The organism is Enterobacter quasiroggenkampii (assembly GCF_043972695.1).
Lineage (GTDB): Bacteria > Pseudomonadota > Gammaproteobacteria > Enterobacterales > Enterobacteriaceae > Enterobacter > Enterobacter quasiroggenkampii.
Window position 1 is genome coordinate 1,032,556 of the sequence record NZ_CP143745.1, and the last position, 25,928, is coordinate 1,058,483.

Below are 25,928 nucleotides of genomic sequence, written 5' to 3' on the forward strand. Positions count from 1 at the left end.
TTATAAGGAACAAAAATGAATTCAACGATCTGGCTCGCGCTGGCCCTGGTCCTGGTGCTGGAAGGTCTGGGACCGATGCTCTATCCACGCGCCTGGCGTCGAATGATCGCCACCATGAGCCAACTGCCGGATAATATTTTACGTCGTTTTGGCGGCGGTCTTGTGGTTGCGGGCATCGTGATCTACTACATGTTGAGGAAAACGATTGGCTGATCAAAAAGTAGGCGCAATCGGCGTATTTTGAGGTCAAAAAGTGCTGTATATCTGAAAAAGCGATGGTAGAATCCATTTTTAAGCAAACGGTGATTTTGAAAAAAATGGGTAACAACGTCGTCGTACTGGGCACCCAATGGGGTGACGAAGGTAAAGGGAAGATTGTTGATCTTCTGACTGAACGGGCTAAATATGTTGTGCGCTACCAGGGCGGTCACAACGCAGGCCATACTCTCGTAATCAACGGTGAAAAAACCGTCCTCCATCTTATTCCATCAGGCATTCTTCGCGAAAACGTCACCAGCATCATCGGTAACGGCGTTGTGCTGTCTCCAGCGGCGCTGATGAAAGAGATGAAAGGTCTGGAAGACCGTGGTATCCCTGTTCGTGAGCGTCTGCTGCTCTCCGAAGCCTGCCCGCTGATCCTGGATTATCACGTGGCGCTGGACGTTGCGCGTGAAAAAGCGCGTGGCGCGAAAGCGATCGGCACCACCGGTCGTGGTATCGGCCCAGCTTACGAAGATAAAGTTGCACGTCGCGGTCTGCGCGTGGGCGATCTCTTCGACAAAGCGACCTTCGCTGAAAAGCTGAAAGAAGTGATGGAATATCACAACTTCCAGCTGGTGAACTTCTACAAAGCTGACGCTGTTGACTACCAGAAAGTGCTGGATGACGTCATGGCGATTGCAGACATTCTGACCGGTATGGTTGTTGATGTGTCCGATCTGCTGGACCAGGCGCGCAAGCGTGGCGATTTCGTCATGTTCGAAGGTGCGCAGGGTACGCTGCTGGACATCGACCACGGTACCTATCCGTACGTAACCTCCTCTAACACCACCGCGGGTGGCGTGGCGACCGGCTCTGGCCTGGGTCCACGTTATGTGGATTACGTTCTGGGTATCATCAAAGCGTACTCCACTCGCGTGGGTGCGGGTCCATTCCCGACCGAACTGTTTGATGAAACCGGCGAGTTCCTGTGCAAGCAGGGTAACGAGTTTGGCGCGACCACCGGTCGTCGTCGTCGTACCGGCTGGCTGGATGCGGTTGCCGTGCGTCGTGCAGTGCAGATCAACTCCCTGTCTGGCTTCTGCCTGACCAAGCTGGACGTACTGGACGGCCTGAAAGAAGTGAAAATCTGCGTAGGCTACCGTATGCCAGATGGCCGCGAAGTGACCACCACTCCGCTGGCTGCTGACGACTGGGAAGGCATTGAGCCAATCTACGAAACCATGCCGGGCTGGTCTGAGACCACTTTCGGTGTGAAAGAGCGTAGCGGCCTGCCGCAGGCGGCGCTGGATTACATCAAGCGTATTGAAGAACTGACCGAAGTGCCGATCGATATTATTTCTACCGGCCCGGATCGTACTGAAACGATGATCCTGCGCGACCCGTTCGACGCATAATCTTCGTGACTGCTGGCCTGCGGGGAGACCCGTAGGCCGGATAAGCGTAGCGCCATCCGGCGACCGCTCCTGGATCTCCGCTTTTTCGCCCCGTCTGTCAAATAAATTAGCCGCTAACTATCTGGCTGGTTTATCATCATTAATGAATATCTCTGCGGTTTGTCCGCGATTTCCCTTTTTCCTGAGGTTGATGTGCAGTTAACAAGTTTCACCGATTACGGCTTACGCGCGCTGATCTACATGGCGTCGTTACCCGATGGGAAAATGACCAGTATCTCTGAAGTCACAGAGGTCTACGGCGTATCCCGTAATCATATGGTCAAAATAATCAATCAACTTAGTCGTGCCGGATACGTTGCTGCCGTCCGCGGGAAGAATGGTGGGATCCGTCTTGGTAAACCGGCACAGAGTATTCGTGTTGGCGATGTGGTACGTGAACTGGAGCCGCTCTCTCTGGTGAACTGCAGCAGCGAGTTCTGCCACATCACGCCCGCTTGCCGCCTGAAACAGGCGCTTTCTAAGGCCGTGCAAAGTTTTCTCATGGAACTGGATAACTACACGCTGGCCGATTTGGTTGAAGAGAATCAACCGCTTTATAAATTATTGCTGGTGGAATGAAGAAAATTTCCACCGGAGCTGACAACGGAGGAACCGACATGTCACACGATCCTTTCCAGGAACGCGAAGCCGAAAAATACGCGAATCCTATCCCCAGCCGCGAGTTCATCATTGAACACTTAACAAAACGCGAAAAACCCGCCAATCGTGAAGAACTTGCTGTTGAATTAAACATTGAAGGTGAAGAGCAAATTGAAGCCCTTCGCCGCCGCCTGCGCGCGATGGAGCGTGACGGGCAACTGGTCTTTACCCGCCGCCAGTGCTACGCGCTGCCAGAACGCCTCGATCTGCTGAAAGGGACCGTTATTGGTCACCGCGATGGCTTCGGCTTCCTGCGCGTGGAAGGCCGTAAAGACGATCTGTATCTCTCATCTGAACAGATGAAAATGTGCATCCACGGCGACCAAATTCTGGCGCAGCCGCTGGGCGCCGACCGTAAAGGTCGCCGCGAAGCGCGCGTCGTGCGCGTGCTGGTGCCAAAAACCAGCCAGATTGTCGGCCGCTACTTTACCGACGCGGGCGTGGGGTTCGTGGTGCCGGACGACAGCCGTCTGAGCTTCGACATCCTGATCCCACCTGAAGAGGTGATGGGTGCCCGCATGGGCTTTGTGGTGGTGGTGGAACTCACCCAGCGCCCAACCCGTCGCACCAAAGCGGTAGGTAAAATCGTCGAAGTGCTGGGCGATAATATGGGCACCGGCATGGCCGTTGATATGGCGCTGCGCACCCACGAAATTCCGTACATCTGGCCGAAAGCGGTTGAAGAGCAGATCGAAAGCCTGCGTGAAGAAGTGCCGGAAGAATCCAAAGTGGGCCGCGTGGATCTCCGCTCCCTGCCGCTGGTCACGATCGACGGTGAAGACGCTCGCGACTTCGATGACGCCGTCTACTGCGAGAAAAAACGCGGTGGCGGCTGGCGTCTGTGGGTAGCGATTGCAGACGTAAGCTACTATGTTCGTCCGCACACCCCGCTGGATAACGAAGCGCGCAGCCGCGGTACCTCGGTCTACTTCCCGTCGCAGGTTGTACCGATGCTGCCGGAAGTGCTCTCTAACGGTCTGTGCTCCCTGAACCCGCAGGTTGACCGCCTCTGTATGGTGTGCGAGATGACCATCTCCAACAAAGGGCGCTTAACCGGCTACAAGTTCTACGAAGCGGTGATGAGCTCGCATGCGCGTCTGACCTATACCAAGGTCTGGCATATGCTGCAGGGCGACCAGGATCTGCGCGAACAGTACGCGCCGCTGGTCAAACACATCGAAGAGCTGCATAACCTCTACAAAACGCTGGATCAGGCGCGCGAAGAGCGCGGCGGGATCTCCTTTGAGAGCGAAGAGGCGAAGTTTATCTTCAACGCCGAGCGCCGCATTGAGCGTATCGAACAGACCCAGCGTAACGATGCGCACAAGCTGATCGAAGAGTGTATGATTCTGGCGAACATCTCGGCGGCACGCTTCGTTGAGAAAGCCAAAGAACCGGCGCTGTTCCGTATTCACGATAAACCGTCGACGGAAGCCATCACCGCGTTCCGCTCCGTGCTGGCCGAACTGGGCCTGGAGCTGCCGGGCGGCAACAAGCCAGAGCCGCGCGATTACGCCGAGCTGCTGGAATCCATTAGCGATCGTCCTGATGCAGAAATGCTGCAGACGATGCTGCTGCGCTCAATGAAGCAGGCGATTTACGATCCGGAAAACCGCGGTCACTTCGGCCTGGCGTTGCAGTCTTACGCCCACTTTACGTCGCCGATCCGTCGTTATCCTGACCTCTCTCTGCACCGTGCGATCAAGTATCTGCTGGCACAGGAGCAGGGACATAAAGGGAACACCACCGAAACCGGTGGCTATCACTATTCGATGGAAGAGATGCTGCAGCTGGGTCAGCACTGCTCCATGACCGAACGCCGTGCCGATGAAGCCACCCGCGACGTGGCGGACTGGCTGAAGTGTGACTTTATGCTGGACCAGGTCGGCAATGTCTTCAAAGGCGTGATTGCCAGCGTGACCGGCTTTGGCTTCTTCGTTCGTCTGGACGAGCTTTTTATCGACGGTCTGGTGCACGTCTCCAGCCTGGATAACGACTACTACCGCTTCGACCAGGTCGGCCAGCGTCTGATCGGCGAATCTGGCGGCCAGACCTATCGTCTGGGCGACCGCGTGGAAGTGAAGGTTGAGGCCGTGAATATGGACGACCGTAAAATCGACTTCAGCCTGATCTCCAGCGAGCGCGCCCCGCGTAACGTCGGTAAAACCGAGCGCGAAAGAGCGAAAAAAGGCGGAAATGGCAAAACGAGCGGCAAGCGCCGTCAGGCCGGTAAGAAGGTGAACTTCGAGCCGGACAGCGCGTTCCGCGGTGAGAAGAAGCAGAAGCCGAAGGCGGCGAAGAAAGAAGCCCGTTCCGCGAAGAAACCTTCCGCGAAGACACAGAAAATAGCGGCCGCCACCAAAGCGAAGCGCGCGGCTAAGAAAAAGCAGGCGGAGTAAATTCTCCCCTCACCCTGACCCTCTCCCCAACCGGGAGAGGGGAAATACTTATTACGAGAACCATCAATGAGTGAAATGATTTACGGCATCCACGCGGTGCAGGCCCTTCTCGAGCGCGCACCGGAGCGTTTTCAGGAAGTGTTTATTCTGAAAGGGCGTGAAGACAAACGTCTGATGCCGCTGATCCACGCTCTGGAAGCGCAGGGCGTGGTGATCCAGCTGGCGAACCGCCAGTTCCTGGATGAAAAAAGTGACGGGGCGGTGCACCAGGGCATTATTGCCCGCGTGAAGCCGGGCCGTCAGTATCAGGAAAACGATCTGCCGGATCTGATCGCTGGGCTGGAGAATCCGTTCTTCCTGATCCTCGATGGCGTCACCGATCCGCATAACCTCGGCGCGTGTCTGCGCAGCGCGGATGCGGCGGGCGTGCATGCGGTGATCGTGCCGAAAGATCGCTCCGCGCAGCTGAACGCGACGGCGAAGAAAGTGGCCTGCGGCGCGGCGGAAAACGTTCCGCTGATCCGCGTGACCAACCTGGCGCGCACCATGCGTCTACTGCAGGAAGAGAACATCTGGATCGTCGGTACCGCCGGTGAAGCGGATCATACACTGTACCAGAGCAAAATGACCGGCCGTCTGGCGCTGGTGATGGGGGCGGAAGGTGAAGGCATGCGTCGTCTGACCCGCGAGCACTGCGACGAGCTGATCAGCATCCCGATGGCAGGCAGCGTGTCCTCCCTGAACGTGTCTGTTGCGACGGGCATCTGCCTGTTTGAAGCGGTGCGTCAGCGTAGCTAATGAGTAAACTATAAAAAAAGCCACCCACTTCGGGTGGCTTTTTTTATGCCCTGGCTGGTAATATAATGGCCGAAATGATACCGGCTTTTATAAATATCTTTAAAACTAACACATGGATGAAATTATGAGATGGTCTCTCTCATCGCTTGCCGATGAATTGTCACGCCGGCGCGATATTTATATTGATTTAAAAAATAACAATGATGTACTTATTATAAAAATGAATGAATATGGCGATTTGCCATTAAGTATTTTTATTACATCCCAGCAAGTTATCATTGAAACCTATATATGTCCTGTTAATGACATTAAGCGCCAGGCTGACTTCAATCTCTTCTTATTACGTAATCAAAAAATGCTTCCCTTATCTTCTGTTGGAATTTCGCAAATTCAACATGATGAATATTATGTCGCTTTTGGTGCCTTATCCGTAAGTTCTTCTCTTGAGGATATTATTCTGGAAATCACAACCCTTGCGGAGAATGCGCTGGATTTGGCTGAGCTTACACAAGAATTTATAAATTAACAGGTAGGGAAAGGTATGGGCATCTTGAAGAATCTTTTTACACTGGGTAAATCACTACTCAATCAGGCCGATGAAGCGATAGAAGAAGCGCAGGGCGTTCGGATGCTGGAGCAGCACATCCGGGATGCAAAAGCTGAGCTTGATAAAGCAGGCAAATCCCGGGTTGATCTGCTTGCCCGGGTGAAGCTCAGTAATGACAAGCTTTCCGAGTTGCGGGAGCGGAAGCAATACCTTGAGTCACGAGCGATAGAAGGAATGAGCAAGAATATTGATGCTGCGCTGCTAAACGAGGTTGCAGAAGAAATCGCCCGACTTGAGAATACCATTACTCGTGAAGCACAGGTTTTGGACTCTCTTGAAACCTCAAGAAATAATATTGAAAAAGCCGTAGCTATTACATCACAACGTATTAATCAGTTTGAACAGCAGCTCGAGGTTGTTAAAGCCACGGAAGCCATGCAGCGGGCGCAACAGGCCGTAACGACGTCAACGGTCGGAGCAACATCGAACGTAACGACGGCCGCAGAGTCTTTAAAAAGACTTCAGACGCGTCAGGCTGAACGTCAGGCCAGACTTGATGCGGCAGCGCAACTGGAAAAAGTGGCTGATGGACGTGAGCTTGAAGAGAAACTCGCGCAGGCAGGCGTGGGTACCTCAGGAACAAGCTCCGCACAGGCGGTTCTTGAACGGTTAAAACTTACGCCGGCTCCGTAATGTTTCTCTCCTGGGTCGTGAATGTTTGCAGGCAACATTTATTCCGGCTTACCTGGACAGCGCTGCTGTGCTTGTTTGCCGGGCATTATTTGCTTTGCTTTATTGTCTTTCGTTGGTTGGGAGAGACGACCCTCGTTGGCCGGATAAGTGATTTTGTTTATTACAGCTCAGTGGTTGGGGCGACGATTGGCTTTGGCGATTTGAGTCCTCAGAGCGAAGCAGGGAAGTTGTTCACAGCTCTCTGGCAAATCCCTATTGGCGTTGGCCTTTTCGGCGCGCTGATGGGCAAAATCATTGCATTGGTGCAGGGATTATTAGCTAAAGGAATAGCAGGAATGGGCAATTTTCATTCTCTACGTAATCATGTTTTGGTGATTGGCTGGCGTGGTCATCAGACAGAGAAAATGATCTCATTGCTGCTTTATGATGAGCAGCGGGTATTTAGTCGCGTAGTGTTGTGTGAGCACCAGGATATAGCGCATCCTTTATCCGATAATTTATATGTCGATTTTCTCAAAGTAAGTAACTACAGCGATCCGAAAGAGCAAAAACGGATGGGGTTAGTAAATTGTTCATGTGTAGTCATTTTTGCCAGCTCCGATGAACAAACCTTTACGGCCACACTCTCGCTGGTAAATGATGCGCCAGCGCATTGCCATATCGTTGCTTATCTTGAGGATGAACGCTACGCAAGCTTACTGGAGACCCATTGTCCGACAATAGAGATTGTTCGCAATCTTTCAGCCGAACAGCTTTCCCGTTCGATCCAGGATCCTGGCTCTTCACAATCCGTAGCATCAATCATGAACCCGATGCTGGGTGATACAGGTTACGCGCTGATGGTACCCACATCGGTTTCCTGTATACCTTATGGTGCGTTAATGCATTACATGAAACTGCAACATGATGCGACGGTGCTGGGGATTAGCCACTGTAAAAATGGTCGTGGTATGGAGCTTAACCCTGTGATCTCCACAGAGGTTAGAGGAGGAATGTGGTTGCATTTAATCGGCAATAGTCGCATTTCGTCGAATGAGGTGTGCTGGCAGAACATAGGGAAAAGTCATGCGGAACTTATTTTTTAATTTATTTAATAAAACAGGTCAGCCAGTGATGCGTGGCCCATTGGGATTACATCAACGTGCGGCGTTTACACTTGATACGCTGACATTTCGACTTTCCGCCCGTTTTTTGACTCAAATACCAGAAGAGGAATATACCATTGCAGCGAGCAGCGTGATTGAAGTTGGCGCAGGTTGTCGTATTTATCGTTATTACACTTCTGGTGATGAGTTTTTGCAGATAAATACTACTGGTGGTATGGAAAGGGAAAATATTGATGATATTAAGCTTTTTATTTATCAGGATAGCTTTGGTATTACTTCGGAGAAACAATGGCAAAAAGAGATTGGTGCCGCTTTAATTGGCAGGCCCAGTCTGCAATGGAATGAACGAGACTGGAAAAGAATATTTAACGAGAATGAGGTGGGGAACGTTGAACCGGTTTACCTGCTGGAACACGTTGAAAATAACCAGAACGAAAAATGGGATGTGCATAATTTCATGATGGCATATCATAGGGAGGCGACTGCCGATCTGTATGAGTACCTTTTGCTAACTGGCGAAGAGACATTTTGTGATAATAGCGAGCCAGAGTGGATCTTTTCGTATGCCGTAGGTGTGGATATTCCACTCACTTCGCTAAATATTGTTGGTTAAATTTCTGGGGATGTAAACCATGCTGGGTTCATTATTTGCTTTTCTTTCTTACTTCTTAACCGGTCTGGCGATGACCGTCATATTCTTATTCATCTACTCAAGAATAACGTCACATGATGAATGGATACTGATTAAAGAAAATAACCTGGCGGCGGCAGCAGCATTCAGTGGCACGCTATTGGGGTATGTGATTCCTCTGTCCAGCGCTGCCGTAAACTCGGTTAGCATGCCGGATTACCTGATATGGGGATGCGTTGCGCTAGTCGTGCAGTTACTGGTGTATGGCTGCGTACGCATTTATATGCCGAACATCAGTGAAAAAATCGTTAACCGCCACTACGCCGCAGGTTTATTTATGGGGATGGCAGCACTGGCTGGCGGAATCTTAAATGCTGCCTGCATGACATGGTAATAAATGAACATGGCTAAAAAGAAAAAAACACGGAAGTCTAATCCGATTCAATCTGCATTAGGTAGCCAAAATGCAGCGTTCCGCTCTTCGCCCTCAAAGCGCAAAAGCGGGAAGTATTTGACGCTGGCAATTATGGGCGGAGCTGCATTTATCGCCCTGAAGGGGTGCGATAGTTCGGCTGATGATAATGACGGTGATGGCGTGTTTTACGCATCGCCGCAAGCGTGCATTGACGATGGCAATAGTGCTCAGGTTTGCAGCGATGCATGGAACAATGCGAAAGCTAAATTTGAAGCAGATATGCCGAAAAATATGTCCAGGGAAGACTGTATACGTCAATTCGAGAACTGCTATTACGACAATATCGAAAATAGCTGGATACCGGTTCTGTCAGGATTCTTACTTAATAAAAAAGTCAGAGAAGACGCTGATGAAGGATACAGGTATACAAGCGGAGGTTCATTTTACTCTTCCCGTCCTGTGTGGCGAAGCTCTTCATCCTATGTCTGGCGCTCCGGTAAGCAGGCCAGTAGTCAAATGGGCTATACAACAAAGCGCGTATCAACAATTTCTCGTGGTGGATATGGGCGCTCATCCAGTGCTCGTGGAAGTTGGGGGGGATAATTATGTTACGTCATGACGTTCCTGTTCGTCCGGGGCTGGACAAAATTGCCCACGACCATGGTTTTCATTTTCATATCATCGACGATGAAATTTACTGGGATGAAAGCCGTGCCTACCGTTTTACGTTACAGCAAATTGAAGAAAGAATAGAAAAACCCACGGCTGAACTCCATCAAATGTGTCTGGATGTGGTGGATCGTGCGGTAAAAAGTGAAGAACTGATGACGCAGTTAGCCATCCCGCCACTTTACTGGGATGCCATTGCGGAAAGCTGGCACAGCCAGGATCCTTCACTGTATGGCCGTATGGACTTTGTCTGGACTGAAGAAGGTAGCGTCAAACTGCTGGAATACAATGCCGACACGCCGACGTCCTTGTATGAGTCAGCCTACTTTCAGTGGCAATGGATGGAGGACGCTCGTCGCTCCGGGTTCATTCCGCGAGACGCCGATCAGTTTAATTCCATTCAGGATAAGCTTGTTGCTCGCTTTGAAGAATTAGCTACAGATATTCCACTTTACTTCTGCTGCTGCAAAGAGAGTGAGGAGGATCGCGGCACGCTTCTTTATCTGGAGGATTGTGCCGTCCAGGCCGGGCTGAACACCCGCTTTATCTATATGGATGATATTGGCCTGGGCACCGGCGGATTTTTAACAGACATTGACGATAACGTGATCCGTCGTGCGTTTAAGCTCTATCCTCTGGAGTGGATGATGCGTGATGAAAATGGTCCACTTCTCTGCGCCAGAAGAGAACAGTGGCTGGAGCCGCTCTGGAAAAGCATCATTAGTAATAAGGGTATTTTGCCCCTCTTGTGGCGCTTTTTTACGGGCCATCCCAACCTTCTTCCTGCGTGGTTTGAAAATGAGTTAACGTCGATTCCAAAAGGCGTTCCGATAGTTCGTAAGCCCTTGTTTTCGCGGGAAGGGGGAAATGTGACTATTTTCGACGCACAGCGCAATATCATTGAGAGTGAAGCAGGGGATTATGCAAACGAACCTATGATTTATCAGGGTTTCCAGGCGTTACCGCGTTTTGGCAACAGCTATACCTTGATAGGAAGTTGGGTGATTGATGATGAACCTGCGGGAATCGGTATTCGTGAAGACGGATCGTTGATCACGAAAGATACTTCGCGTTTTATCCCGCACTATATAGCGGGTTAATTTAAGCTGGGGTGAAAACCCCAGCTCTGAGGCTCACTCCTCCAGAGACCGTAAATGGTCATCCTTCCTCAGCGTCATCAGCGCGAAAATACTCACCACCGCCGTTGCCATCACGTAGTACGCCGGAATATCCAGGTTACCCGTCTGCTTAATCAGCCCGGTAATAATTAACCCCGCACAGCCTGAGAAAATCGCGTTCGATAACGAGTAGGCCAGCCCCAGCCCGGTATAGCGTACGCGCGTCGGGAACATCTCAGAGAGCATCGCCGGGCCGGGCCCTGCCAGCATGCCCACCAGACCGCCCGCAATCAATACCACTATCGCTTTCACCGCCAGCGTGCTGGACTCCGCCTGCAGAAGTTTCAGCAGCGGCAGGGCGAGGATCAGCAGCAGCGCGGTGGCGATAATCATCACCGTGCGACGCCCGATCCTATCGCTCAGGATCCCCGACGGAATGATGGTCAGCGCAAACCCAACGTTCGAGATCACCGCGATCAGCAGCGCCTGGTTAAACCCGGTGTGCAGCGCCGACTGCAGATAGGTCGGCATAATCACCAGGTAGGTGTACCCCGCCGCAGACCAGACCATCACGCGGCCAATCCCCATCATGATGGCCCGGAGCGTGGCGGCAGTATCCGCCTGAGCGACAACCGGTTTATCCTGCTGCTGCACAAAGCTGGGTGTCTCTTCCATACTGACACGAAGCCACAGCGCAACAACGCCCATGGGCAGCGCCAGGAAGAAAGGAATGCGCCAGCCCCAGTCGTGCAGGGCCTCAGGCGTGAGGAGGGCAGAGAGCAGCGCCACGATGCCTGCACCCGCTAACAGCCCCAGCGCTACGGTAAAGGACTGCCACGCGCCGTACAGGCCACGCTTGCCGCGCGGAGCAAACTCCGTCATCAGCGAGACCGCACCGCCGTACTCGCCGCCCGCGAACAGCCCCTGCAGGATGCGAAGCAGCGTAACGATCAGCGGTGCGGCAATCCCGATACTGGCGTAGACCGGCACAATGCCGATGGCGGCTGTGGCCAGCGTCATGAGCACCAGCACAATAATGAGCGTCGGCTTACGGCCAATTCGGTCGCCGATGCGTCCAAACACCACCGCACCCAGCGGACGGAAGAAGAAGGCGATGGCGAATGAGGCGTAGGTGAGGATCAGGCTGGTAAGCCCAGCTTCCCCTTCAAGCTGGAAGAAGTTCTTCGCAATGACGGTCGCCAGAAAACCGTAGACCGCAAACTCATACCACTCGATAAAGTTACCAATGGAGCCGGCAATTAATGCTCGCTTGTGCGCATCTGGTTGCATAACGATCCTCACTGAAAAGGGTAAGAATAAATTATTCAACAAAAGCGAAGTCATGAAATAGTTTATTCTTATGTTCTGTGAGCTATTTCACGAATGATATCAGCGGGATCGTGAACGTGTGACTCCCCTCCCATGCAGCGTGTGCGCGGTCTGTCCATACTTATCGTCATTGCCACTGAAGGAGGGAGACAGTATGCACTGGCAGACCCATACCGTTTTCAATCAACCCGCACCACTCTCTAACAGCAACCTTTTTCTCTCGGACTGCGCGCTGCGTGACGCAGTTTCGCGCGAGGGTGCCGAGTGGGATATCGAGCTGCTCGCCAGCATCGGGCAGCAGTTAGGCACCGCAGAGTCGCTGGAGCTGGGCAGGCTGGCGAACGTGAATCCGCCGGAGTTGCTTCGCTATGACGCCACCGGAGAGCGACTGGATGACGTCCGCTTTCACCCGGCATGGCACCTGCTGATGCAGGGGCTGTGTGCCAATCGGGTACATAACCTGGCATGGGAAGAGGAGGCGCGTAAAGGGTCGTTTGTCGCGCGGGCCGCACGCTTTGTGCTTCATGCTCAGGTGGAAGCGGGCACGCTTTGCCCGGTCACCATGACGTTTGCCGCCACGCCGCTTCTGCAGCAGGCGCTTCCCAAAATATTTCACGACTGGCTGACGCCGCTACTCAGCGATCGCTACGATCCGCATCTGGCGCCTGGCGCGCAAAAGCGCGGCCTGCTGATCGGTATGGGGATGACGGAAAAGCAGGGCGGCTCGGACGTGCTGAGCAACACCACCAAAGCGGAAAAATGCGGCGACGGCAGCTACCGGCTGGTGGGGCATAAATGGTTTTTCTCCGTCCCGCAAAGCGATGCGCATCTCGTGCTGGCGCAGGCGAAGGGCGGGTTGTCCTGCTTTTTTGTGCCGCGCTTTTTGCCTGACGGACAGCGCAACGCCGTCCGGCTGGAGCGCCTTAAGGACAAGCTCGGGAACCGCTCCAACGCCAGCAGCGAGGTGGAGTTTCTCGATGCCTCCGGCTGGCTGCTGGGGGAAGAGGGCGAAGGGGTCCGGCAGATCCTCAAAATGGGCGGTCTGACGCGCTTTGACTGTGCGCTGGGCAGCCACGGACTCATGCGCCGTGCGTTGTCCGTGGCGCTGTACCATGCGCATCAGCGCCAGACCTTCGGCAAAAATCTTATCGATCAGCCGCTCATGCGCGAAGTGCTAAGCCGGATGGCGCTGGTGCTGGAGGGGCAAACGGCGCTGCTGTTCCGCCTGGCGCGGGCGTGGGATAAACGCGCGGATCCGCAGGAGGCGGCATGGGCGCGGCTGTTTACCCCGGCCGCGAAATTTAGCGTGTGCAAAGCGGGCATCCCGTTTGTGGCGGAAGCGATGGAGGTGCTGGGCGGAGTCGGGTACTGCGAGGAGAGCGAACTTCCCCGCCTGTATCGCGAGATGCCAGTGAACAGCATCTGGGAAGGGTCCGGCAACATCATGTGCCTGGACGTGCTGCGCGTGCTGGCGAAGCAGCCGGGTATTCACGATCTGCTTGCCGAGGAGTTTGCACAGGTCAAAGGGCAGGACAGACACTTCGACCGCAGCTGGCGACAGCTTCAGCAAAAACTGCGTAAACCGCAGGAGGCGCAGGGGCGGGAAATTGCGCAGCAGCTTTTCCTGCTGGGTGCCGGGAGCGAAATGCTGCGGCACGCATCGCCCCCGGTGGCGCAGGCGTGGTGCCGCATGATGCTGGATACCCGTGGCGGCACGCTGATGAGCGAGCAGGTGCAAAGTGACCTGCTGCTGCGTGCGACGGGCAGAGTCGGTTAGTCTTTTAGCTGGAACAGGCTTACCAGCTGGGCCAGATGTGATCCCTTCTCACGCAGCGTTTGAGCCGTTTGTTCGCTGCGTGAGATACGATCGGCATTAATATGCGACGCTTCGCCAATGTGGGTCATGGCGAGATTCACCTGGCCAATCCCGGCGGACTGCTCGCGTGAAGCATGGTTAATCTCGGTGACCAGCTGGCTGATGTTATCGATATGAATGATGATGTCATCCATCGCCAGGCGCGTCTTTTCAGACAGCGCATGGCCTTCGCTCACTTTCCTGAGCGTATCGCCAATCAGCTGTTCAATCTCCTTCACCGCGTTAGCGCTGCGTCCTGCCAGGGCGCGAACTTCCTGCGCGACTACCGCAAACCCTTTCCCATGCTCGCCCGCGCGGGCCGCTTCCACTGCCGCATTCAGCGCCAGGATATTGGTCTGGAAAGCGATAGACTCAATCACGCGCGTGATGTCTTCGATGCGTTTTGACGCTTCGCGAATGTCGTCCATCGTCGACACCGCGTGGGTGACCGTCTCACCGCCCTGATGCACCGCGAGCGAGGTTTCACCCACCAACTGCTGCGTTTGCTCCATGTTGGCGGCATTTTGCTGCACGGTGGCGGCCAACTGCTCCATGCTGGCGGAGGTCTCTTCCACGCTGCTGGCCTGCTTGTTGATCTGCTCTGAAATCTCGCCGGTATCGGCGGCCAGCGCGTTGGTGCCCAAATGGATCTCGCCTGCGGCCTCGCGGACCTGCAGGACAATTTTTTGCAGGCCGCCGCCGATGCCGTTGATGGCGTCGATCAACTGGCCGACTTCGTCATGGCGCGTCACGGGCAGGCTGGAACGGAGATCCCCTGCGGCATATTGCCGGGCAAGATGGATCACATTGCGCAGCGGTCGGGTCAGCACGCGGCGAATAAGGACCACGAACAGACCAGCAAACAGGATAGATAAGACCACGCCGGCCAGCAGGAAGCGATCGCGCATGGCGTTGACGCTTGCGAGCAGCACCGATTTATCCACTTCGCCGACAATAGTCCAGTTCCAGCCTGGCAGCGGGGTATACGCCATTTTCAGCGTGCGGCCGTCGTCGCTTACGCGTTCCAGGGTGCCGGGCTTGTCACCCAGAAGCTGCTGCTGCGTCGCGTCGTCCCACTTCGGCAGCTGTCCCTCTTCACCGGCATTGAACAGGTATTGCCCGCGCGTTTTGCCGTTGCTGCGATCCAGCACGAAGAAGTGACCGCTCTCACCCAGGCGGCGGTTGAGAATTTTCTCGCGCATGACGTTCCAGGAGTGAGTGATGTCCACCCCGACAAAGACGATCGCAATGACCTGTCCTTCGGCGTTTTTTACGGGCTGATACTGGGTGATGTAGCGTTTGCCAAACAGCAGCGCCAGGCCGCGGTAGACTTCACCTTTGTTGACGGCGGCAAAGGCCGGACTGGAAGTATCCAGCACGGTGCCCATTGCCCGCTCGCCATTCTCTTTGCGCAGGGAGGTCGCTACGCGAACAAAGTCGTTTCCGCTGCGTACAAACAGCGTCGAGATGGCTCCCGTACGGTTCAGGAAGTCGTCCGACAGGGTGTTATTTTCATGTAGCCCGGTGTCGCCGCCTTTCAGAAGCGGGACGCTGAGCCCGTTGATCGTCTGGGGTTGGGAAGGATCACTATTCAGGGGCTGCGGTAAAAAGGTAGTAAACAGCCGGGTATAACTCTCAACCTCTTCACTCAGGCTGGTGTTAAACATCTGCACCATGTCGACCATGCCGGTAGACTGATTATGCAGGTCTTCTACCGCAAGGGCTTCAAGCTGCTGGCTGGCTTTTTGACTGAGCAGAAAAGTGAAAAGCAGAAACAGCGTGGCGACACTGACGCCTGTAAGCAGCGACAGCTTCGCCCCCAGGCCTGCACGGCGAAAAACGTTGATCATAAATTGCTCATCATTGAAAAGGTATGGTTCTTCAACGGCAGAGCGGGGATTACGTTTACTGAATTAATGTAACAAAATGTTATTTTGTTGTTATTGATTGGTTTTTGATTAGATAAAAAATTTGCAAAAGCGAAAAGCCACTAAAAATAAGTGGCTTTTATCAGGAGGGATATTACACGTAGAGAATGGCCTGTACCCGCCAGTGGTCGATATGGTTATCTTCCTGCATCTGGATGATGCGATACCATGAAGCACCCTGCTCATCGGCCTTTAATGCCACAACGCGTTCAACGTCTTGCGGGCTCCCCGAGATATTATTCACGGAGATCTGGCCAATTTCATTCAGGCCAGTTACACAGTCAGCACTGGCGAATTCTGCTGACTGCGCAGTGGTGCTCACCAGGCCTGCTGAGAGCAACAGAGAGGTCAAAGCAAGAGTTCGTTTCATCGTCAGCTCCATTTCACATATCTCCGGTATCCGCCGGGCAATCCTTCGCGAATAAACTCCCTTCCATTGACGCGGGCATGGAGTTTATTGTGGACAGGAAAATGTCTATGGACGCAAAGCAGTGTAAATCTCGTTCAAAGGAAAACCATTATTTACGGTACAAAATGGCCTGTGAATACCACTGTCCCGTTATGATGGTTTCGTCGATCATAATGATGACGTAATAATCTGCTTTGGCGGCGACGGCTTGTGCTTTGATTGCCGCTTCTGCGTCATCCGGGGAGCCGCGAACCAGCGCGGAGACGGTGCCCATTCGTTGTAATCCTTCCGTCTGATTACGACGAATCTCCTGTGGATGATCGGCGACCGGTGGAGCGGGTTGCGGCGTTCCCAGCAGCGCGCTACAGCCACTGAGCAGAAACACCAGCACTAAAGCAGCAAACCTGCGCATAACCATATCTCGTTTCCTGATAGCCATAGTGTAGTTGTCTGTGAATTTAGTTTTGGGGGAATGTTCCCGAAGTGTTATCTGGGACGTATATTTCGAATGAAAATGATGTGAAAGCGTAACCCAGTTCTCAACATTATGAATCATACATTCGTACAGGGTCGACAATGATTGAAATTGAAATACGCCACCTCGGCGACCATGAAATTTTACACGCTATGCCAGCGGGTAAACGTGATAAACCGCTGCCTGTTGTGGTTTTTTATCATGGGTTTACCTCATCGAAGCTGGTTTACAGTTATTTTGCGGTTGCGCTGGCGCAGGCGGGTTTTCGCGTGGTGATGCCGGATGCGCCTGACCACGGCGCCCGCTTTATGGGTAACGAACAGGCGCGCCTTGGGCAGTTCTGGCACATTCTGCACGGGAGCCTGACCGAGTTTGCCGGGTTGCGCGATGCGCTTTATGAGGCAGGGCTGGTGGCAGAGAATCGTCTGGCCGTGGCCGGGGCGTCGATGGGCGGTATGACGGCGCTGGGGATTATGACGCATCATCCGGAAGTGAAGTCGGTCGCCTGCCTGATGGGCTCGGGCTATTTTACGTCGCTGGCGAAGACGCTCTTTCCCCCTCAGGATTTAGCGGAAATCACCGCGACGCTCGAAGAGTGGGACGTGACCCGGGCATTGCCGCGCCTGGCGGATCGCCCGCTGCTGCTGTGGCACGGCGACGCGGATGATGTGGTCCCGCCAGAGGGAACCTTCCGACTACAGCAGGCGTTAATGAATGCAGGCCTGGACGGTAATCTCACCTGTCTGTGGGAAGCGGGCGTCCGCCACCGCATCACGCCCACGGCGCTGGACGCTACGGTGGCGTTTTTCCGCCAGCACCTTTAAACGCGCAGCACTTTTACGCCCTGATCTTCCAGCTTCTGGAGGATCTCAGGGTTGGCGCCTTTGCCGGTGATCACCATGTCGATCTGCTCGGCACGGCTGAACAGCATGCCAGCGCGCTCGCCCACTTTGCTGCTGTCGACCAGCACAACGAGCTTGCCCACAACGTTGAGCATGTTTTGTTCCGCCATCGCGGTCAGCATATCGGTTTTATACAGGCCATCTGCCGTCAGGCCTTTGCCGCTGGTAAACATCCAGTGCCCGGCATAGAGACTGTTTTCGCTGTCCTGAGGGCTAAGGGTGATGGACTGGCTTTTGTTGTACTGCCCGCCCATGATCACCACGCTCTCATGCTCCTGGTCGATCAGATAGTTAGCTAGCGGTAAGTAGTTGGTGATGATTTGCACCGGCTTGCCGCACATTTCACGGCCCAGCAGAAATGCCGTGGAACCGCAGTTGATCACGACGCTCTCACCGGGATTCACCAGCTGCGACGCGGCTCTGGCAATCCGCACTTTTTCATCATGATTTTGCGCCTGATGAATATTCATTGGCGTCCAGCGAGGGCGCTGCTGGCTGATCGCTTCCGCGCCGTTGCGGACCTTTTTCAGCTTGCCGCTTTCATCCAGCTTGTTGATATCCCGCCGCGCCGTTGCCGGGGAGATCCCTAAACGTTCGATCACTTTCTCGACGGTGATAAACCCGGTTTGCGCCAGGAGTTCCAGGAGAATTTGATGCCGTTGCGCTTCCGTCATGAGCTATTCCGATAAGAATTGATTTGAAAAGATGATATTTGAAATAGCGTGAAATTACTAAAAGAAATATGACATCGCCAGACATCAAATCTGGCGATGTGGCTGCACAATCAGAGGAAGGACTTGAACGGCAGGTCTGGCTCAATGGTGAAGCAATCATCGAAACCACGTGGGTAGTGATATTCAAGATTATCTTTGTCCAGCGGCCAGGTGAACTTGCCGCCGACCTGCCAGATGAACGGCTTGAAGCCATACTTCAGGCGGTCTTTTTTCATCTCCCACAGCACGCGGATTTCCTGCGGATCGGCCTGGAAGTTTGACCAGATATCGTGGTGGAACGGAATCACCACTTTGGTATTCAGCGCTTCCGCCATGCGCAGCATGTCGGCGCTGGTCATTTTGTCGGTAATGCCGCGCGGGTTCTCACCGTAGGAGCCCAGCGCCACGTCGATCTGGTGCTCGTTACCGTGCTTCGCGTAGTAGTTAGAGTAGTGAGAGTCGCCGCTGTGGTACAGGGAGCCGCCAGGGGTTTTAAACAGATAGTTAACCGCGCGCTCATCCATACCGTCCGGCAGTACACCCGCGGCTTTCTGATCGGCAGGCAGGGTAATCAGTGCTGTACGGTCAAAGGCATCCAGCGCATGGATTTCAATATCTTTAATTTTCACCACGTCGCCAGGCTTCATCACGATGCAGCGCTCTTTCGGCACGCCCCAGCCAATCCACAGATCCACGCAGGTCTGCGGCCCGATAAACGGCACATCGTCAGCACAGTTTTGCATCACCGCTGCCGCCACGTTCACATCGATATGATCGTTGTGATCGTGAGTGGAGAGCACGGCGTCGATCTGGCGAATGGCAAACGGATCGAGCACAAACGGCGTGGTACGCAGGTTCGGCTGCAGTTTTTCCACGCCCGCCATGCGCTGCATCTGGTGGCCCTTTTTCATCAACGGGTTGCCGTGGCTCTGCTTGCCGGTGCCGCACCAGAAATCGACGCAGATATTGGCGCCGCCTTCTGATTTCAGCCAGATACCGGTGCAGCCCAGCCACCACATCGCAAAGGTACCAGGAGCAACCTGTTCCTGCTCGATCTCTTCATTCAGCCAGCTGCCCCATTCCGGGAAGGTGCTCAGAATCCATGACTCACGGGTGATGGTGTTCACTTTACTCATCGTTTTGACTCCTGGTTTAATCAAAAGTAATCACTTGGTGATTTGTTGTGATTAATGCTGGCACCATTTGACGCGCTTTGCAATGGTAAAAATGCGGATTTTTATCCGTTCAACTTCACAGATTCTCCGCTTCTTGCTTGTTATAGTAGTACGCACAACTCATTAATTTGATGAATTATAAAGATTAATTTGTTTTTGCAATGCAGTAGTGAAAATCATTATTAACTGCATGGAAATAAATTGCGTGATACGTCACAAATAATCAAATGCAATCTTGTGGTGATTATTTGTGATTAATAGAGTGATGACACCAACCGCACAGGGATTACCCCTCGTGTTCTCATTTCTGGAGAGAGTTATGGAGATCCTCTACAACGTCTTTACCGTGTTCTTTAATCAGGTAATGACCAACGCCCCGCTGCTGCTGGGTATCGTGACGTGTCTGGGCTATATCCTGCTGCGCAAAAGCGTCAGCGTGATTATTAAAGGCACCATCAAAACCATTATCGGCTTCATGCTGTTACAGGCGGGGTCTGGCATTCTGACCAGCACCTTTAAGCCGGTCGTCGCCAAAATGTCCGAAGTGTATGGCATCAACGGTGCGATTTCTGACACTTACGCCTCAATGATGGCGACCATCGAGCGCATGGGTGATGCCTATAGCTGGGTGGGGTATGCAGTGCTGCTCGCCCTGGCGCTGAACATCATCTACGTTCTCCTGCGCCGTATTACCGGCATTCGCACCATCATGCTCACCGGGCACATCATGTTCCAGCAGGCGGGGCTGATCGCGGTTTCTCTCTATATCTTCGGTTACCCAATGTGGACCACGATTATCTGCACCGCGGTGCTGGTCTCGCTCTACTGGGGTATCACCTCCAACATGATGTACAAGCCGACTCAGGAAGTGACGGACGGCTGCGGTTTCTCCATCGGCCATCAGCAGCAGTTTGCTTCCTGGATTGCCTATAAAGTTGCGCCATACCTGGGCAAAAAAGAAGAGAGCGTTGAAGACCTCAAGCTGCCTGGCTGGCTGAATATCTTCCACGACAACATCGTTTCGACCGCAATTGTCATGACCATCTTCTTCGGTGCCATTCTGCTCTCCTTCGGTATTGACGTGGTGCAGGCGATGGCAGGCAAAACCCACTGGACGGTTTACATCCTGCAGACCGGTTTCTCCTTCGCGGTGGCGATCTTCATCATCACTCAGGGCGTACGTATGTTCGTCGCCGAACTGTCGGAAGCGTTCAACGGTATCTCCCAGCGCCTGATCCCTGGCGCGGTACTGGCCATCGACTGTGCCGCTATCTATAGCTTCGCGCCAAACGCGGTGGTCTGGGGCTTTATGTGGGGCACTATCGGCCAGCTGATTGCGGTGGGCATTCTGGTCGGCTGCGGCTCCTCAATCCTGATTATTCCAGGCTTTATCCCGATGTTCTTCTCCAACGCCACCATCGGCGTATTCGCTAACCACTTCGGCGGCTGGCGTGCGGCGCTCAAAATCTGCCTGGTGATGGGCATGGTGGAAATCTTCGGCTGCGTGTGGGCGGTCAAGCTCACCGGTATGAGCGCCTGGATGGGTATGGCGGACTGGTCAATTCTGGCACCGCCGATGATGCAGGGCTTTGCCTCCATCGGGCTGGTCTTTATGGCCATCATCATCCTGATTGCTCTGGCTTATATGTTCTTCGCTGGCCGTTCGCTGCGAGCAGAAGAAGACGCGGAAAAACAAACAGCAGAAGTCTCTGCTCATTAAGGAGTTTCGATTATGACCGTACGTATCCTGGCTGTGTGTGGTAATGGGCAAGGCAGCTCCATGATCATGAAGATGAAAGTGGACCAGTTTTTAACGCAGTCCAACATCGACCACACGGTGAACAGCTGCGCAGTGGGTGAATACAAAAGTGAGCTGAACGGCGCGGACATCATCATCGCCTCTACTCATATCGCCGGCGAAATCAGTGTGTCGGGTAATAAATACGTGGTGGGCGTGCGCAACATGCTGTCGCCTGCGGATTTCGGACCAAAACTGCTGGAAGTGATTAAAGAGCACTTCCCACAAGACGTGAAGTAAGGACGCCATATGAAACTACGTGATTCGCTGGCAGAGAATAACTCCATCCTTTTACAGGCTGAGGCCAGCACCTGGCAGGAAGCGGTAAAGCTGAGCGTGGATCTGCTGGTTAAGGCTGACGTTGTCGAGCCGCGTTACTACCAGGCCATTCTGGATGGCGTGGCGCAGCATGGCCCCTATTTTGTGATTGCGCCGGGCCTGGCGATGCCGCATGGCCGCCCGGAAGAGGGCGTCAAGAAAACCGGCTTCGCGCTGGTGACGCTGAAAACGCCGCTGGTGTTTAACCACGAAGATAACGACCCGGTCGACATCCTGATCACCATGGCCGCTGTTGACGCTAACACCCACCAGGAGGTGGGCATCATGCAGATCGTCAATCTGTTTGATGACGAAGCCAATTTCGACCGTTTACGCGCCTGCCGTACCGAGCAGGACGTGCTGGATTTAATTGATAACGCCACAGCGGCGGCTGTTTAAGAGGAATTGAAAATGTCATTACCCATGTTGCAGGTTGCGCTTGATAACCAGACCTTGTCCCACGCTTATGAAACGACCCGTCTGATTGCGGAAGAAGTCGATATCATCGAAGTGGGTACCATTCTCTGCGTGGGCGAGGGCGTTCGCGCCGTTCGCGACCTGAAGGCGCTTTATCCGCACAAAATCGTGCTGGCAGATGCCAAAATAGCCGACGCAGGCAAAATCCTCTCCCGCATGTGCTTCGAAGCCAACGCCGACTGGGTCACCGTCATTTGCTGTGCGGATATCAACACTGCCAAAGGCGCGCTGGACGTGGCAAAAGAGTTTAACGGCGACGTGCAGATTGAGCTGACCGGTTTCTGGACCTGGGAACAGGCCCAGGAGTGGCGTGATGCGGGTATACAACAGGTGGTGTATCACCGCAGCCGCGACGCGCAGGCCGCAGGGGTGGCGTGGGGCGAAGCGGATATCAGCGCGATCAAACGTCTGGCGGATATGGGCTTTAAAGTCACCGTTACCGGCGGTCTGGCACTGGAAGATCTGCCGCTGTTCAAGGGCATTCCGATTCACGTCTTTATTGCCGGTCGCAGCATTCGTGATGCGGCGTCTCCGGTGGAAGCGGCGCGTCAGTTCAAACGCTCAATCGCTCAGCTTTGGGGCTAAGGAGCGGGTATGTTGTCCAAACAGGTCCCGCTTGGCATCTATGAAAAGGCACTCCCTGCGGGGGAGTGCTGGCTGGAGCGGTTACAGCTGGCAAAACAGCTGGGCTTCGATTTTGTCGAAATGTCCGTGGATGAGACGGACGAACGCCTCTCTCGTCTCGACTGGGGCCGTGAACAGCGCCTGGCGCTGGTGAGCGCCATCGCCGAAACGGGGGTACGCGTGCCGTCGATGTGCCTGAGCGCCCACCGCCGGTTCCCTCTCGGGAGCGAAGATGATGCTGTGCGCGCTCAGGGGCTGGAGATCATGCGTAAAGCCATTCGCTTTGCGCAGGACGTGGGTATCCGCGTGATCCAGCTGGCGGGTTATGACGTTTATTACCAGGAAGCCAACGATGAAACGCGCCGTCGTTTCCGTGACGGGCTGAAGGAGAGCGTTGAGATGGCCAGCCGTGCGCAGGTCACGCTGGCGATGGAGATCATGGACTACCCGTTGATGAACTCCATCAGCAAGGCGCTGGGCTACGCGCACTATCTGAATAACCCGTGGTTCCAGCTTTATCCTGATATCGGCAACCTGTCGGCATGGGATAACGATGTGCAGATGGAACTGCAGGCAGGTATGGGGCATATCGTGGCGGTGCACGTCAAAGATACCCGTCCTGGCGTGTTTAAAAACGTACCGTTCGGCACCGGGGTGGTGGATTTCGAACGGTGCTTCGAGACGCTCAGGCAGACCGGCTATTGCGGGCCTTATCTGATTGAGATGTGGAGCGAAACGTCGGAAAACCCTGCGGCGGAAGTAGCAAAGGCGCGGGACTGGGTGCGCGAGCGTATGGCGCGCGCGGGATTACTGGAGGCTGAACATGCTTAAGCTTAAACAGCAGGTCTTTGAAGCCAACATGGATCTGCCGCGCTATGGCCTGGTCACCTTCACCTGGGGTAACGTCAGCGCTATCGATCGCGAACAGGGGCTGATCGTGATTAAGCCGAGCGGTGTGGCGTATGACACCATGAACGCTGACGATATGGTGGTGGTCGATCTTGACGGAAACGTCGTAGAGGGAAAATGGCGTCCCTCGTCAGATACGGCGACCCATCTGGCGCTTTATCGTCGTTATCCCTCACTCGGCGGCGTTGTGCATACCCACTCGACCCATGCCACGGCCTGGGCACAGGCGGGGCTGGCGATCCCGGCGCTGGGAACAACGCATGCGGACTACTTCTTTGGCGACATCCCCTGCACGCGCGCATTAACGCAGGATGAAGTGGAAGGAGAGTACGAGCTCAACACCGGAAAGGTGATTATCGACACGCTGGGAGAATGCGAGCCGCTGCATACGCCGGGGATTGTGGTGTATCAGCACGGCCCGTTCGCCTGGGGAAAAGATGCCCACGACGCCGTCCATAATGCGGTCGTCATGGAGGAAGTGGCACGTATGGCGTGGATTGCCCGCGGCATTAACCCACGGCTTCAGGGCATTGATGATTTCCTGATGAACAAGCATTTCATGCGCAAGCATGGCCCGAATGCCTATTACGGGCAGAAGTGAATAAGTGCTCTGGAATACCGAAAAACAGTTGTAACCGGTGGTATTCCGGAGCCATTCACAAAAAAAGCCCCCGGGCAGGGGGCAACGTCAACTATGGCTATGTTCTCGTTGTTGGCTTTCCTGGTGCTAGCGTTAAGGCGTTATCGGTAAATATCTGCACTGGCGTGCATATTGCCGTTGCTGCCGGGCTCACGGATTAACATCACGTGGTAATAGGTTGCGCCCTGGGCGTCGGTCTCTTCATTTAGTGCCTGATCTGCTTCGCTTTCGGTGGCGAAATTATGATTAATATAGATTACGCCTAAGCTGTGCACATCATCCATGTTTCTGGCCTGTCGGCTGTCTATCTTGATGGCTGCCATCGCGTTTGCACTGAGCAAAAGCGCTGCCATTAGGGCTAATGCGATTTGTTTCATGATATGCGCTCCACGACTGCGTGCTCTGAGAGGGGGACTCCTTCTTCTGTTCAGGTGATCTCTGATTAAAGTGTAATCATTCCTCCGGCGGGGAAGCGTGACCATTTCTGATGCAGTTGTTCAAAAAAACACCGCTTCCGGGTGTGAGTAATTTTAAATCACCCACTTAGACCCGCTTCGCGCTTTGTGCGAATTATTTGTGCAATCAGCTTGAGTTTCCGGGGGCGCGCAAGTATTATGACGCGTCAATTTTTCAGCCGACCTTTAACACGTTCCTTGCCTCCCCGGGCCTCGGCTGACCCAGACAGGAGGCTGAATAATCCGTAAGGAGCAATTCGATGCGTCATTACGAAATCGTTTTTATGGTCCATCCTGACCAGAGCGAACAGGTTCCGGGTATGATCGAGCGCTACACTGGTGCAATCACTGCAGCAGCGGGCACGATCCACCGTCTGGAAGACTGGGGCCGCCGTCAGCTGGCTTATCCGATCAACAAACTGCACAAAGCTCACTACGTTCTGCTGAACGTTGAAGCGCCGCAGGAAGTGATCGATGAGCTGGAAACTAACTTCCGCTTCAACGATGCCGTTATCCGCAGCATGGTTATGCGTACTAAACACGCAGTTACCGAAGCATCTCCGATGGTTAAAGCGAAAGACGAGCGCCGTGAGCGTCGCGATGATTTCGCAAACGAAACCGCAGATGATTCTGATGCTGGGGATTCTGAAGAGTAATTTCTGATGACCAACCGTCTGGCGTTGTCCGGCATCGTATGCAGGGCTCCCCTTCGAAAGGTCAGTCCATCAGGAATTCCGCATTGCCAGTTCGTGCTTGAGCATCGTTCTGTGCAAGAGGAAGCCGGGTTTCACCGGCAGGCGTGGTGCCAAATGCCCGTTATTATTAGCGGACACGAAAACCAGGCCATTACTCACAGTTTAACGGTCGGTAGTGCAGTAATCGTTCAGGGGTTCATCTCTTGCCACAAGGCAAAGAACGGTCTGAGCAAAATGGTTCTGCATGCCGAGCAGATTGATTTGATAGATTCTGGAGACTAGCCATATGGCACGTTATTTCCGTCGTCGCAAGTTCTGCCGTTTCACCGCGGAAGGCGTTCAAGAGATCGACTATAAAGATATCGCAACGCTGAAAAACTACATCACCGAAAGCGGTAAGATTGTCCCAAGCCGTATCACCGGTACTCGTGCTAAATATCAGCGTCAGCTGGCTCGCGCTATCAAACGCGCTCGCTACCTGTCCCTGCTGCCGTACACTGATCGTCATCAGTAATCGGGCACGGTCCATTAATAC

Annotated in this window: 30 protein-coding genes; 23 read left to right on the top strand and 7 right to left on the bottom strand. The window is 53.9% G+C overall.

Features of this window, described 5'->3' with window-relative positions:
- The first annotated feature begins 15 nt into the window (after nucleotides 1-15).
- The 12 genes from V1572_RS04925 (at nucleotide 16) to V1572_RS04980 (ending at nucleotide 10,673) form a co-directional block, all read left to right on the top strand.
- A complete protein-coding gene (locus V1572_RS04925) occupies nucleotides 16-213 on the top strand; it encodes a DUF2065 domain-containing protein (RefSeq protein WP_003855996.1) in 198 nt (65 codons plus the stop codon).
- 104 nt (nucleotides 214-317) lie between these two features.
- Nucleotides 318-1,616 carry an adenylosuccinate synthase gene (locus V1572_RS04930; RefSeq protein ID WP_006178975.1) on the top strand — a complete coding sequence of 433 codons (1,299 nt, stop codon included), beginning with the start codon at nucleotides 318-320 and terminating at the stop codon, nucleotides 1,614-1,616.
- Nucleotides 1,617-1,808: 192 nt separating this feature from the next.
- Nucleotides 1,809-2,234: a nitric oxide-sensing transcriptional repressor NsrR gene (gene nsrR, locus V1572_RS04935; RefSeq protein ID WP_010427492.1), complete on the top strand. Its 426-nt coding sequence runs from the start codon at nucleotides 1,809-1,811 to the stop codon at nucleotides 2,232-2,234.
- Between the two features lie 38 nt (nucleotides 2,235-2,272).
- The gene (rnr, locus tag V1572_RS04940) at nucleotides 2,273-4,714 is read left to right on the top strand and encodes a ribonuclease R (RefSeq protein ID WP_048027861.1); all 2,442 of its coding nucleotides are present in this window, start codon (nucleotides 2,273-2,275) and stop codon (nucleotides 4,712-4,714) included.
- A 66-nt stretch (nucleotides 4,715-4,780) separates the two neighbouring features.
- Nucleotides 4,781-5,512 (top strand): 23S rRNA (guanosine(2251)-2'-O)-methyltransferase RlmB, encoded by a 732-nt coding sequence (gene rlmB, locus V1572_RS04945; RefSeq protein ID WP_048225287.1) that lies wholly within the window; start codon nucleotides 4,781-4,783, stop codon nucleotides 5,510-5,512.
- A gap of 124 nt (nucleotides 5,513-5,636) precedes the next feature.
- Entirely contained in the window at nucleotides 5,637-6,038 is a 402-nt protein-coding gene (locus V1572_RS04950) for a YjfI family protein (RefSeq protein WP_223539906.1), read from the top strand.
- Nucleotides 6,039-6,053: 15 nt separating this feature from the next.
- Nucleotides 6,054-6,752: a PspA/IM30 family protein gene (locus tag V1572_RS04955; protein WP_223539907.1), complete on the top strand. Its 699-nt coding sequence runs from the start codon at nucleotides 6,054-6,056 to the stop codon at nucleotides 6,750-6,752.
- A complete protein-coding gene (locus V1572_RS04960; protein WP_126534155.1) occupies nucleotides 6,752-7,837 on the top strand; it encodes a potassium channel protein in 1,086 nt (361 codons plus the stop codon). Before V1572_RS04955 ends, V1572_RS04960 begins: the two co-directional genes overlap by 1 nt.
- On the top strand, nucleotides 7,818-8,471 hold the full coding sequence (locus V1572_RS04965; protein WP_252077661.1) for a DUF2491 family protein: 654 nt from the start codon (nucleotides 7,818-7,820) through the stop codon (nucleotides 8,469-8,471). The genes V1572_RS04960 and V1572_RS04965 overlap by 20 nt, the downstream gene beginning before the upstream one ends.
- 19 nt (nucleotides 8,472-8,490) lie before the next feature.
- Entirely contained in the window at nucleotides 8,491-8,883 is a 393-nt protein-coding gene (locus V1572_RS04970; RefSeq protein ID WP_126534157.1) for a DUF350 domain-containing protein, read from the top strand.
- Between the two features lie 9 nt (nucleotides 8,884-8,892).
- A complete protein-coding gene (locus tag V1572_RS04975; RefSeq protein ID WP_395299744.1) occupies nucleotides 8,893-9,507 on the top strand; it encodes a DUF1190 domain-containing protein in 615 nt (204 codons plus the stop codon).
- Nucleotides 9,508-9,509: 2 nt separating this feature from the next.
- Nucleotides 9,510-10,673, top strand: coding sequence for a glutathionylspermidine synthase family protein (locus V1572_RS04980; RefSeq protein WP_252077659.1), 1,164 nt, complete (start codon nucleotides 9,510-9,512; stop codon nucleotides 10,671-10,673).
- Between the two features lie 33 nt (nucleotides 10,674-10,706).
- Here V1572_RS04980 and V1572_RS04985 read toward each other — a convergent pair whose 3' ends face one another.
- Nucleotides 10,707-11,981: an MFS transporter gene (locus tag V1572_RS04985; RefSeq protein ID WP_395299745.1), complete on the bottom strand. Its 1,275-nt coding sequence runs from the start codon at nucleotides 11,979-11,981 to the stop codon at nucleotides 10,707-10,709.
- 193 nt (nucleotides 11,982-12,174) lie between these two features.
- Here V1572_RS04985 and V1572_RS04990 point away from each other — a divergent pair, with 193 nt between their 5' ends.
- A complete protein-coding gene (locus V1572_RS04990) occupies nucleotides 12,175-13,797 on the top strand; it encodes an isovaleryl-CoA dehydrogenase (RefSeq protein WP_343666737.1) in 1,623 nt (540 codons plus the stop codon).
- Here the strand turns inward: V1572_RS04990 and V1572_RS04995 are convergent.
- The 3 genes from V1572_RS04995 to bsmA all read right to left on the bottom strand — a co-directional run bounded on the left by V1572_RS04995 (nucleotide 13,794) and on the right by bsmA (nucleotide 16,651).
- Nucleotides 13,794-15,725, bottom strand: a complete 1,932-nt coding sequence (locus V1572_RS04995) for a methyl-accepting chemotaxis protein (protein WP_395299746.1) — start codon at nucleotides 15,723-15,725, stop codon at nucleotides 13,794-13,796. The two genes, V1572_RS04990 and V1572_RS04995, sit on opposite strands and share 4 nt — an antisense overlap.
- Before the next feature lie 172 nt (nucleotides 15,726-15,897).
- A complete protein-coding gene (gene yjfN / locus V1572_RS05000) occupies nucleotides 15,898-16,185 on the bottom strand; it encodes a DUF1471 family protease activator YjfN (RefSeq protein WP_021240708.1) in 288 nt (95 codons plus the stop codon).
- Nucleotides 16,186-16,321: 136 nt separating this feature from the next.
- Nucleotides 16,322-16,651 carry a biofilm peroxide resistance protein BsmA gene (gene bsmA, locus V1572_RS05005; protein ID WP_395299747.1) on the bottom strand — a complete coding sequence of 110 codons (330 nt, stop codon included), beginning with the start codon at nucleotides 16,649-16,651 and terminating at the stop codon, nucleotides 16,322-16,324.
- A gap of 137 nt (nucleotides 16,652-16,788) precedes the next feature.
- Here bsmA and yjfP point away from each other — a divergent pair, with 137 nt between their 5' ends.
- Complete coding sequence (gene yjfP, locus V1572_RS05010; protein ID WP_048225304.1) at nucleotides 16,789-17,511, top strand: esterase; 723 nt, start codon at nucleotides 16,789-16,791, stop codon at nucleotides 17,509-17,511.
- Here the strand turns inward: yjfP and ulaR are convergent.
- Both ulaR and ulaG read right to left on the bottom strand, forming a co-directional pair.
- The gene (gene ulaR, locus V1572_RS05015; protein ID WP_045907973.1) at nucleotides 17,508-18,263 is read right to left on the bottom strand and encodes an HTH-type transcriptional regulator UlaR; all 756 of its coding nucleotides are present in this window, start codon (nucleotides 18,261-18,263) and stop codon (nucleotides 17,508-17,510) included. The genes yjfP and ulaR overlap by 4 nt on opposite strands.
- 110 nt (nucleotides 18,264-18,373) lie before the next feature.
- On the bottom strand, nucleotides 18,374-19,438 hold the full coding sequence (ulaG, locus tag V1572_RS05020) for an L-ascorbate 6-phosphate lactonase (protein WP_010427455.1): 1,065 nt from the start codon (nucleotides 19,436-19,438) through the stop codon (nucleotides 18,374-18,376).
- Between the two features lie 358 nt (nucleotides 19,439-19,796).
- Here ulaG and ulaA point away from each other — a divergent pair, with 358 nt between their 5' ends.
- The 6 genes from ulaA to V1572_RS05050 are packed head-to-tail and all read left to right on the top strand — an operon-like array spanning nucleotide 19,797 to nucleotide 24,204.
- On the top strand, nucleotides 19,797-21,197 hold the full coding sequence (ulaA, locus tag V1572_RS05025) for a PTS ascorbate transporter subunit IIC (RefSeq protein ID WP_032675818.1): 1,401 nt from the start codon (nucleotides 19,797-19,799) through the stop codon (nucleotides 21,195-21,197).
- A 12-nt stretch (nucleotides 21,198-21,209) separates the two neighbouring features.
- The gene (gene ulaB / locus V1572_RS05030; RefSeq protein WP_003856022.1) at nucleotides 21,210-21,515 is read left to right on the top strand and encodes a PTS ascorbate transporter subunit IIB; all 306 of its coding nucleotides are present in this window, start codon (nucleotides 21,210-21,212) and stop codon (nucleotides 21,513-21,515) included.
- Nucleotides 21,516-21,524: 9 nt separating this feature from the next.
- Entirely contained in the window at nucleotides 21,525-21,992 is a 468-nt protein-coding gene (gene ulaC, locus V1572_RS05035; protein ID WP_024907321.1) for a PTS ascorbate transporter subunit IIA, read from the top strand.
- 12 nt (nucleotides 21,993-22,004) lie between these two features.
- Nucleotides 22,005-22,655: a 3-keto-L-gulonate-6-phosphate decarboxylase UlaD gene (ulaD, locus tag V1572_RS05040; protein ID WP_008502901.1), complete on the top strand. Its 651-nt coding sequence runs from the start codon at nucleotides 22,005-22,007 to the stop codon at nucleotides 22,653-22,655.
- Between the two features lie 9 nt (nucleotides 22,656-22,664).
- Nucleotides 22,665-23,525, top strand: coding sequence for an L-ribulose-5-phosphate 3-epimerase (locus V1572_RS05045; protein WP_045907974.1), 861 nt, complete (start codon nucleotides 22,665-22,667; stop codon nucleotides 23,523-23,525).
- On the top strand, nucleotides 23,518-24,204 hold the full coding sequence (locus tag V1572_RS05050) for an L-ribulose-5-phosphate 4-epimerase (RefSeq protein ID WP_395299748.1): 687 nt from the start codon (nucleotides 23,518-23,520) through the stop codon (nucleotides 24,202-24,204). The genes V1572_RS05045 and V1572_RS05050 overlap by 8 nt, the downstream gene beginning before the upstream one ends.
- 140 nt (nucleotides 24,205-24,344) lie before the next feature.
- Here V1572_RS05050 and yjfY read toward each other — a convergent pair whose 3' ends face one another.
- Nucleotides 24,345-24,620, bottom strand: a complete 276-nt coding sequence (gene yjfY, locus V1572_RS05055; protein ID WP_058653830.1) for a DUF1471 family protein YjfY — start codon at nucleotides 24,618-24,620, stop codon at nucleotides 24,345-24,347.
- A gap of 338 nt (nucleotides 24,621-24,958) precedes the next feature.
- Here yjfY and rpsF point away from each other — a divergent pair, with 338 nt between their 5' ends.
- Genes rpsF through rpsR form a run of 3 tightly spaced genes read left to right on the top strand, consistent with a single transcriptional unit; the run spans nucleotide 24,959 to nucleotide 25,907 of the window.
- On the top strand, nucleotides 24,959-25,354 hold the full coding sequence (rpsF, locus tag V1572_RS05060) for a 30S ribosomal protein S6 (protein ID WP_014830397.1): 396 nt from the start codon (nucleotides 24,959-24,961) through the stop codon (nucleotides 25,352-25,354).
- Between the two features lie 6 nt (nucleotides 25,355-25,360).
- Nucleotides 25,361-25,675: a primosomal replication protein N gene (gene priB, locus V1572_RS05065; protein ID WP_008502895.1), complete on the top strand. Its 315-nt coding sequence runs from the start codon at nucleotides 25,361-25,363 to the stop codon at nucleotides 25,673-25,675.
- Between the two features lie 4 nt (nucleotides 25,676-25,679).
- Nucleotides 25,680-25,907, top strand: a complete 228-nt coding sequence (rpsR, locus tag V1572_RS05070; RefSeq protein ID WP_000135199.1) for a 30S ribosomal protein S18 — start codon at nucleotides 25,680-25,682, stop codon at nucleotides 25,905-25,907.
- Nucleotides 25,908-25,928: the final 21 nt, after the last annotated feature.

Coding starts and splice junctions, on each gene's coding strand:
- V1572_RS04925 (WP_003855996.1), top strand. CDS start 16: ATGAATTCAACGATCTGGCTCGCGCTGGCCCTGGTCCTGGTGCTGGAA.
- V1572_RS04930 (WP_006178975.1), top strand. CDS start 318: ATGGGTAACAACGTCGTCGTACTGGGCACCCAATGGGGTGACGAAGGT.
- rnr (WP_048027861.1), top strand. CDS start 2,273: ATGTCACACGATCCTTTCCAGGAACGCGAAGCCGAAAAATACGCGAAT.
- rlmB (WP_048225287.1), top strand. CDS start 4,781: ATGAGTGAAATGATTTACGGCATCCACGCGGTGCAGGCCCTTCTCGAG.
- V1572_RS04950 (WP_223539906.1), top strand. CDS start 5,637: ATGAGATGGTCTCTCTCATCGCTTGCCGATGAATTGTCACGCCGGCGC.
- V1572_RS04955 (WP_223539907.1), top strand. CDS start 6,054: ATGGGCATCTTGAAGAATCTTTTTACACTGGGTAAATCACTACTCAAT.
- V1572_RS04960 (WP_126534155.1), top strand. CDS start 6,752: ATGTTTCTCTCCTGGGTCGTGAATGTTTGCAGGCAACATTTATTCCGG.
- V1572_RS04965 (WP_252077661.1), top strand. CDS start 7,818: ATGCGGAACTTATTTTTTAATTTATTTAATAAAACAGGTCAGCCAGTG.
- V1572_RS04970 (WP_126534157.1), top strand. CDS start 8,491: ATGCTGGGTTCATTATTTGCTTTTCTTTCTTACTTCTTAACCGGTCTG.
- V1572_RS04975 (WP_395299744.1), top strand. CDS start 8,893: ATGGCTAAAAAGAAAAAAACACGGAAGTCTAATCCGATTCAATCTGCA.
- V1572_RS04980 (WP_252077659.1), top strand. CDS start 9,510: ATGTTACGTCATGACGTTCCTGTTCGTCCGGGGCTGGACAAAATTGCC.
- V1572_RS04985 (WP_395299745.1), bottom strand. CDS start 11,981: ATGCAACCAGATGCGCACAAGCGAGCATTAATTGCCGGCTCCATTGGT.
- V1572_RS04990 (WP_343666737.1), top strand. CDS start 12,175: ATGCACTGGCAGACCCATACCGTTTTCAATCAACCCGCACCACTCTCT.
- V1572_RS04995 (WP_395299746.1), bottom strand. CDS start 15,725: ATGATCAACGTTTTTCGCCGTGCAGGCCTGGGGGCGAAGCTGTCGCTG.
- yjfN (WP_021240708.1), bottom strand. CDS start 16,185: ATGGAGCTGACGATGAAACGAACTCTTGCTTTGACCTCTCTGTTGCTC.
- bsmA (WP_395299747.1), bottom strand. CDS start 16,651: ATGGCTATCAGGAAACGAGATATGGTTATGCGCAGGTTTGCTGCTTTA.
- yjfP (WP_048225304.1), top strand. CDS start 16,789: ATGATTGAAATTGAAATACGCCACCTCGGCGACCATGAAATTTTACAC.
- ulaR (WP_045907973.1), bottom strand. CDS start 18,263: ATGACGGAAGCGCAACGGCATCAAATTCTCCTGGAACTCCTGGCGCAA.
- ulaG (WP_010427455.1), bottom strand. CDS start 19,438: ATGAGTAAAGTGAACACCATCACCCGTGAGTCATGGATTCTGAGCACC.
- ulaA (WP_032675818.1), top strand. CDS start 19,797: ATGGAGATCCTCTACAACGTCTTTACCGTGTTCTTTAATCAGGTAATG.
- ulaB (WP_003856022.1), top strand. CDS start 21,210: ATGACCGTACGTATCCTGGCTGTGTGTGGTAATGGGCAAGGCAGCTCC.
- ulaC (WP_024907321.1), top strand. CDS start 21,525: ATGAAACTACGTGATTCGCTGGCAGAGAATAACTCCATCCTTTTACAG.
- ulaD (WP_008502901.1), top strand. CDS start 22,005: ATGTCATTACCCATGTTGCAGGTTGCGCTTGATAACCAGACCTTGTCC.
- V1572_RS05045 (WP_045907974.1), top strand. CDS start 22,665: ATGTTGTCCAAACAGGTCCCGCTTGGCATCTATGAAAAGGCACTCCCT.
- V1572_RS05050 (WP_395299748.1), top strand. CDS start 23,518: ATGCTTAAGCTTAAACAGCAGGTCTTTGAAGCCAACATGGATCTGCCG.
- yjfY (WP_058653830.1), bottom strand. CDS start 24,620: ATGAAACAAATCGCATTAGCCCTAATGGCAGCGCTTTTGCTCAGTGCA.
- rpsF (WP_014830397.1), top strand. CDS start 24,959: ATGCGTCATTACGAAATCGTTTTTATGGTCCATCCTGACCAGAGCGAA.
- priB (WP_008502895.1), top strand. CDS start 25,361: ATGACCAACCGTCTGGCGTTGTCCGGCATCGTATGCAGGGCTCCCCTT.
- rpsR (WP_000135199.1), top strand. CDS start 25,680: ATGGCACGTTATTTCCGTCGTCGCAAGTTCTGCCGTTTCACCGCGGAA.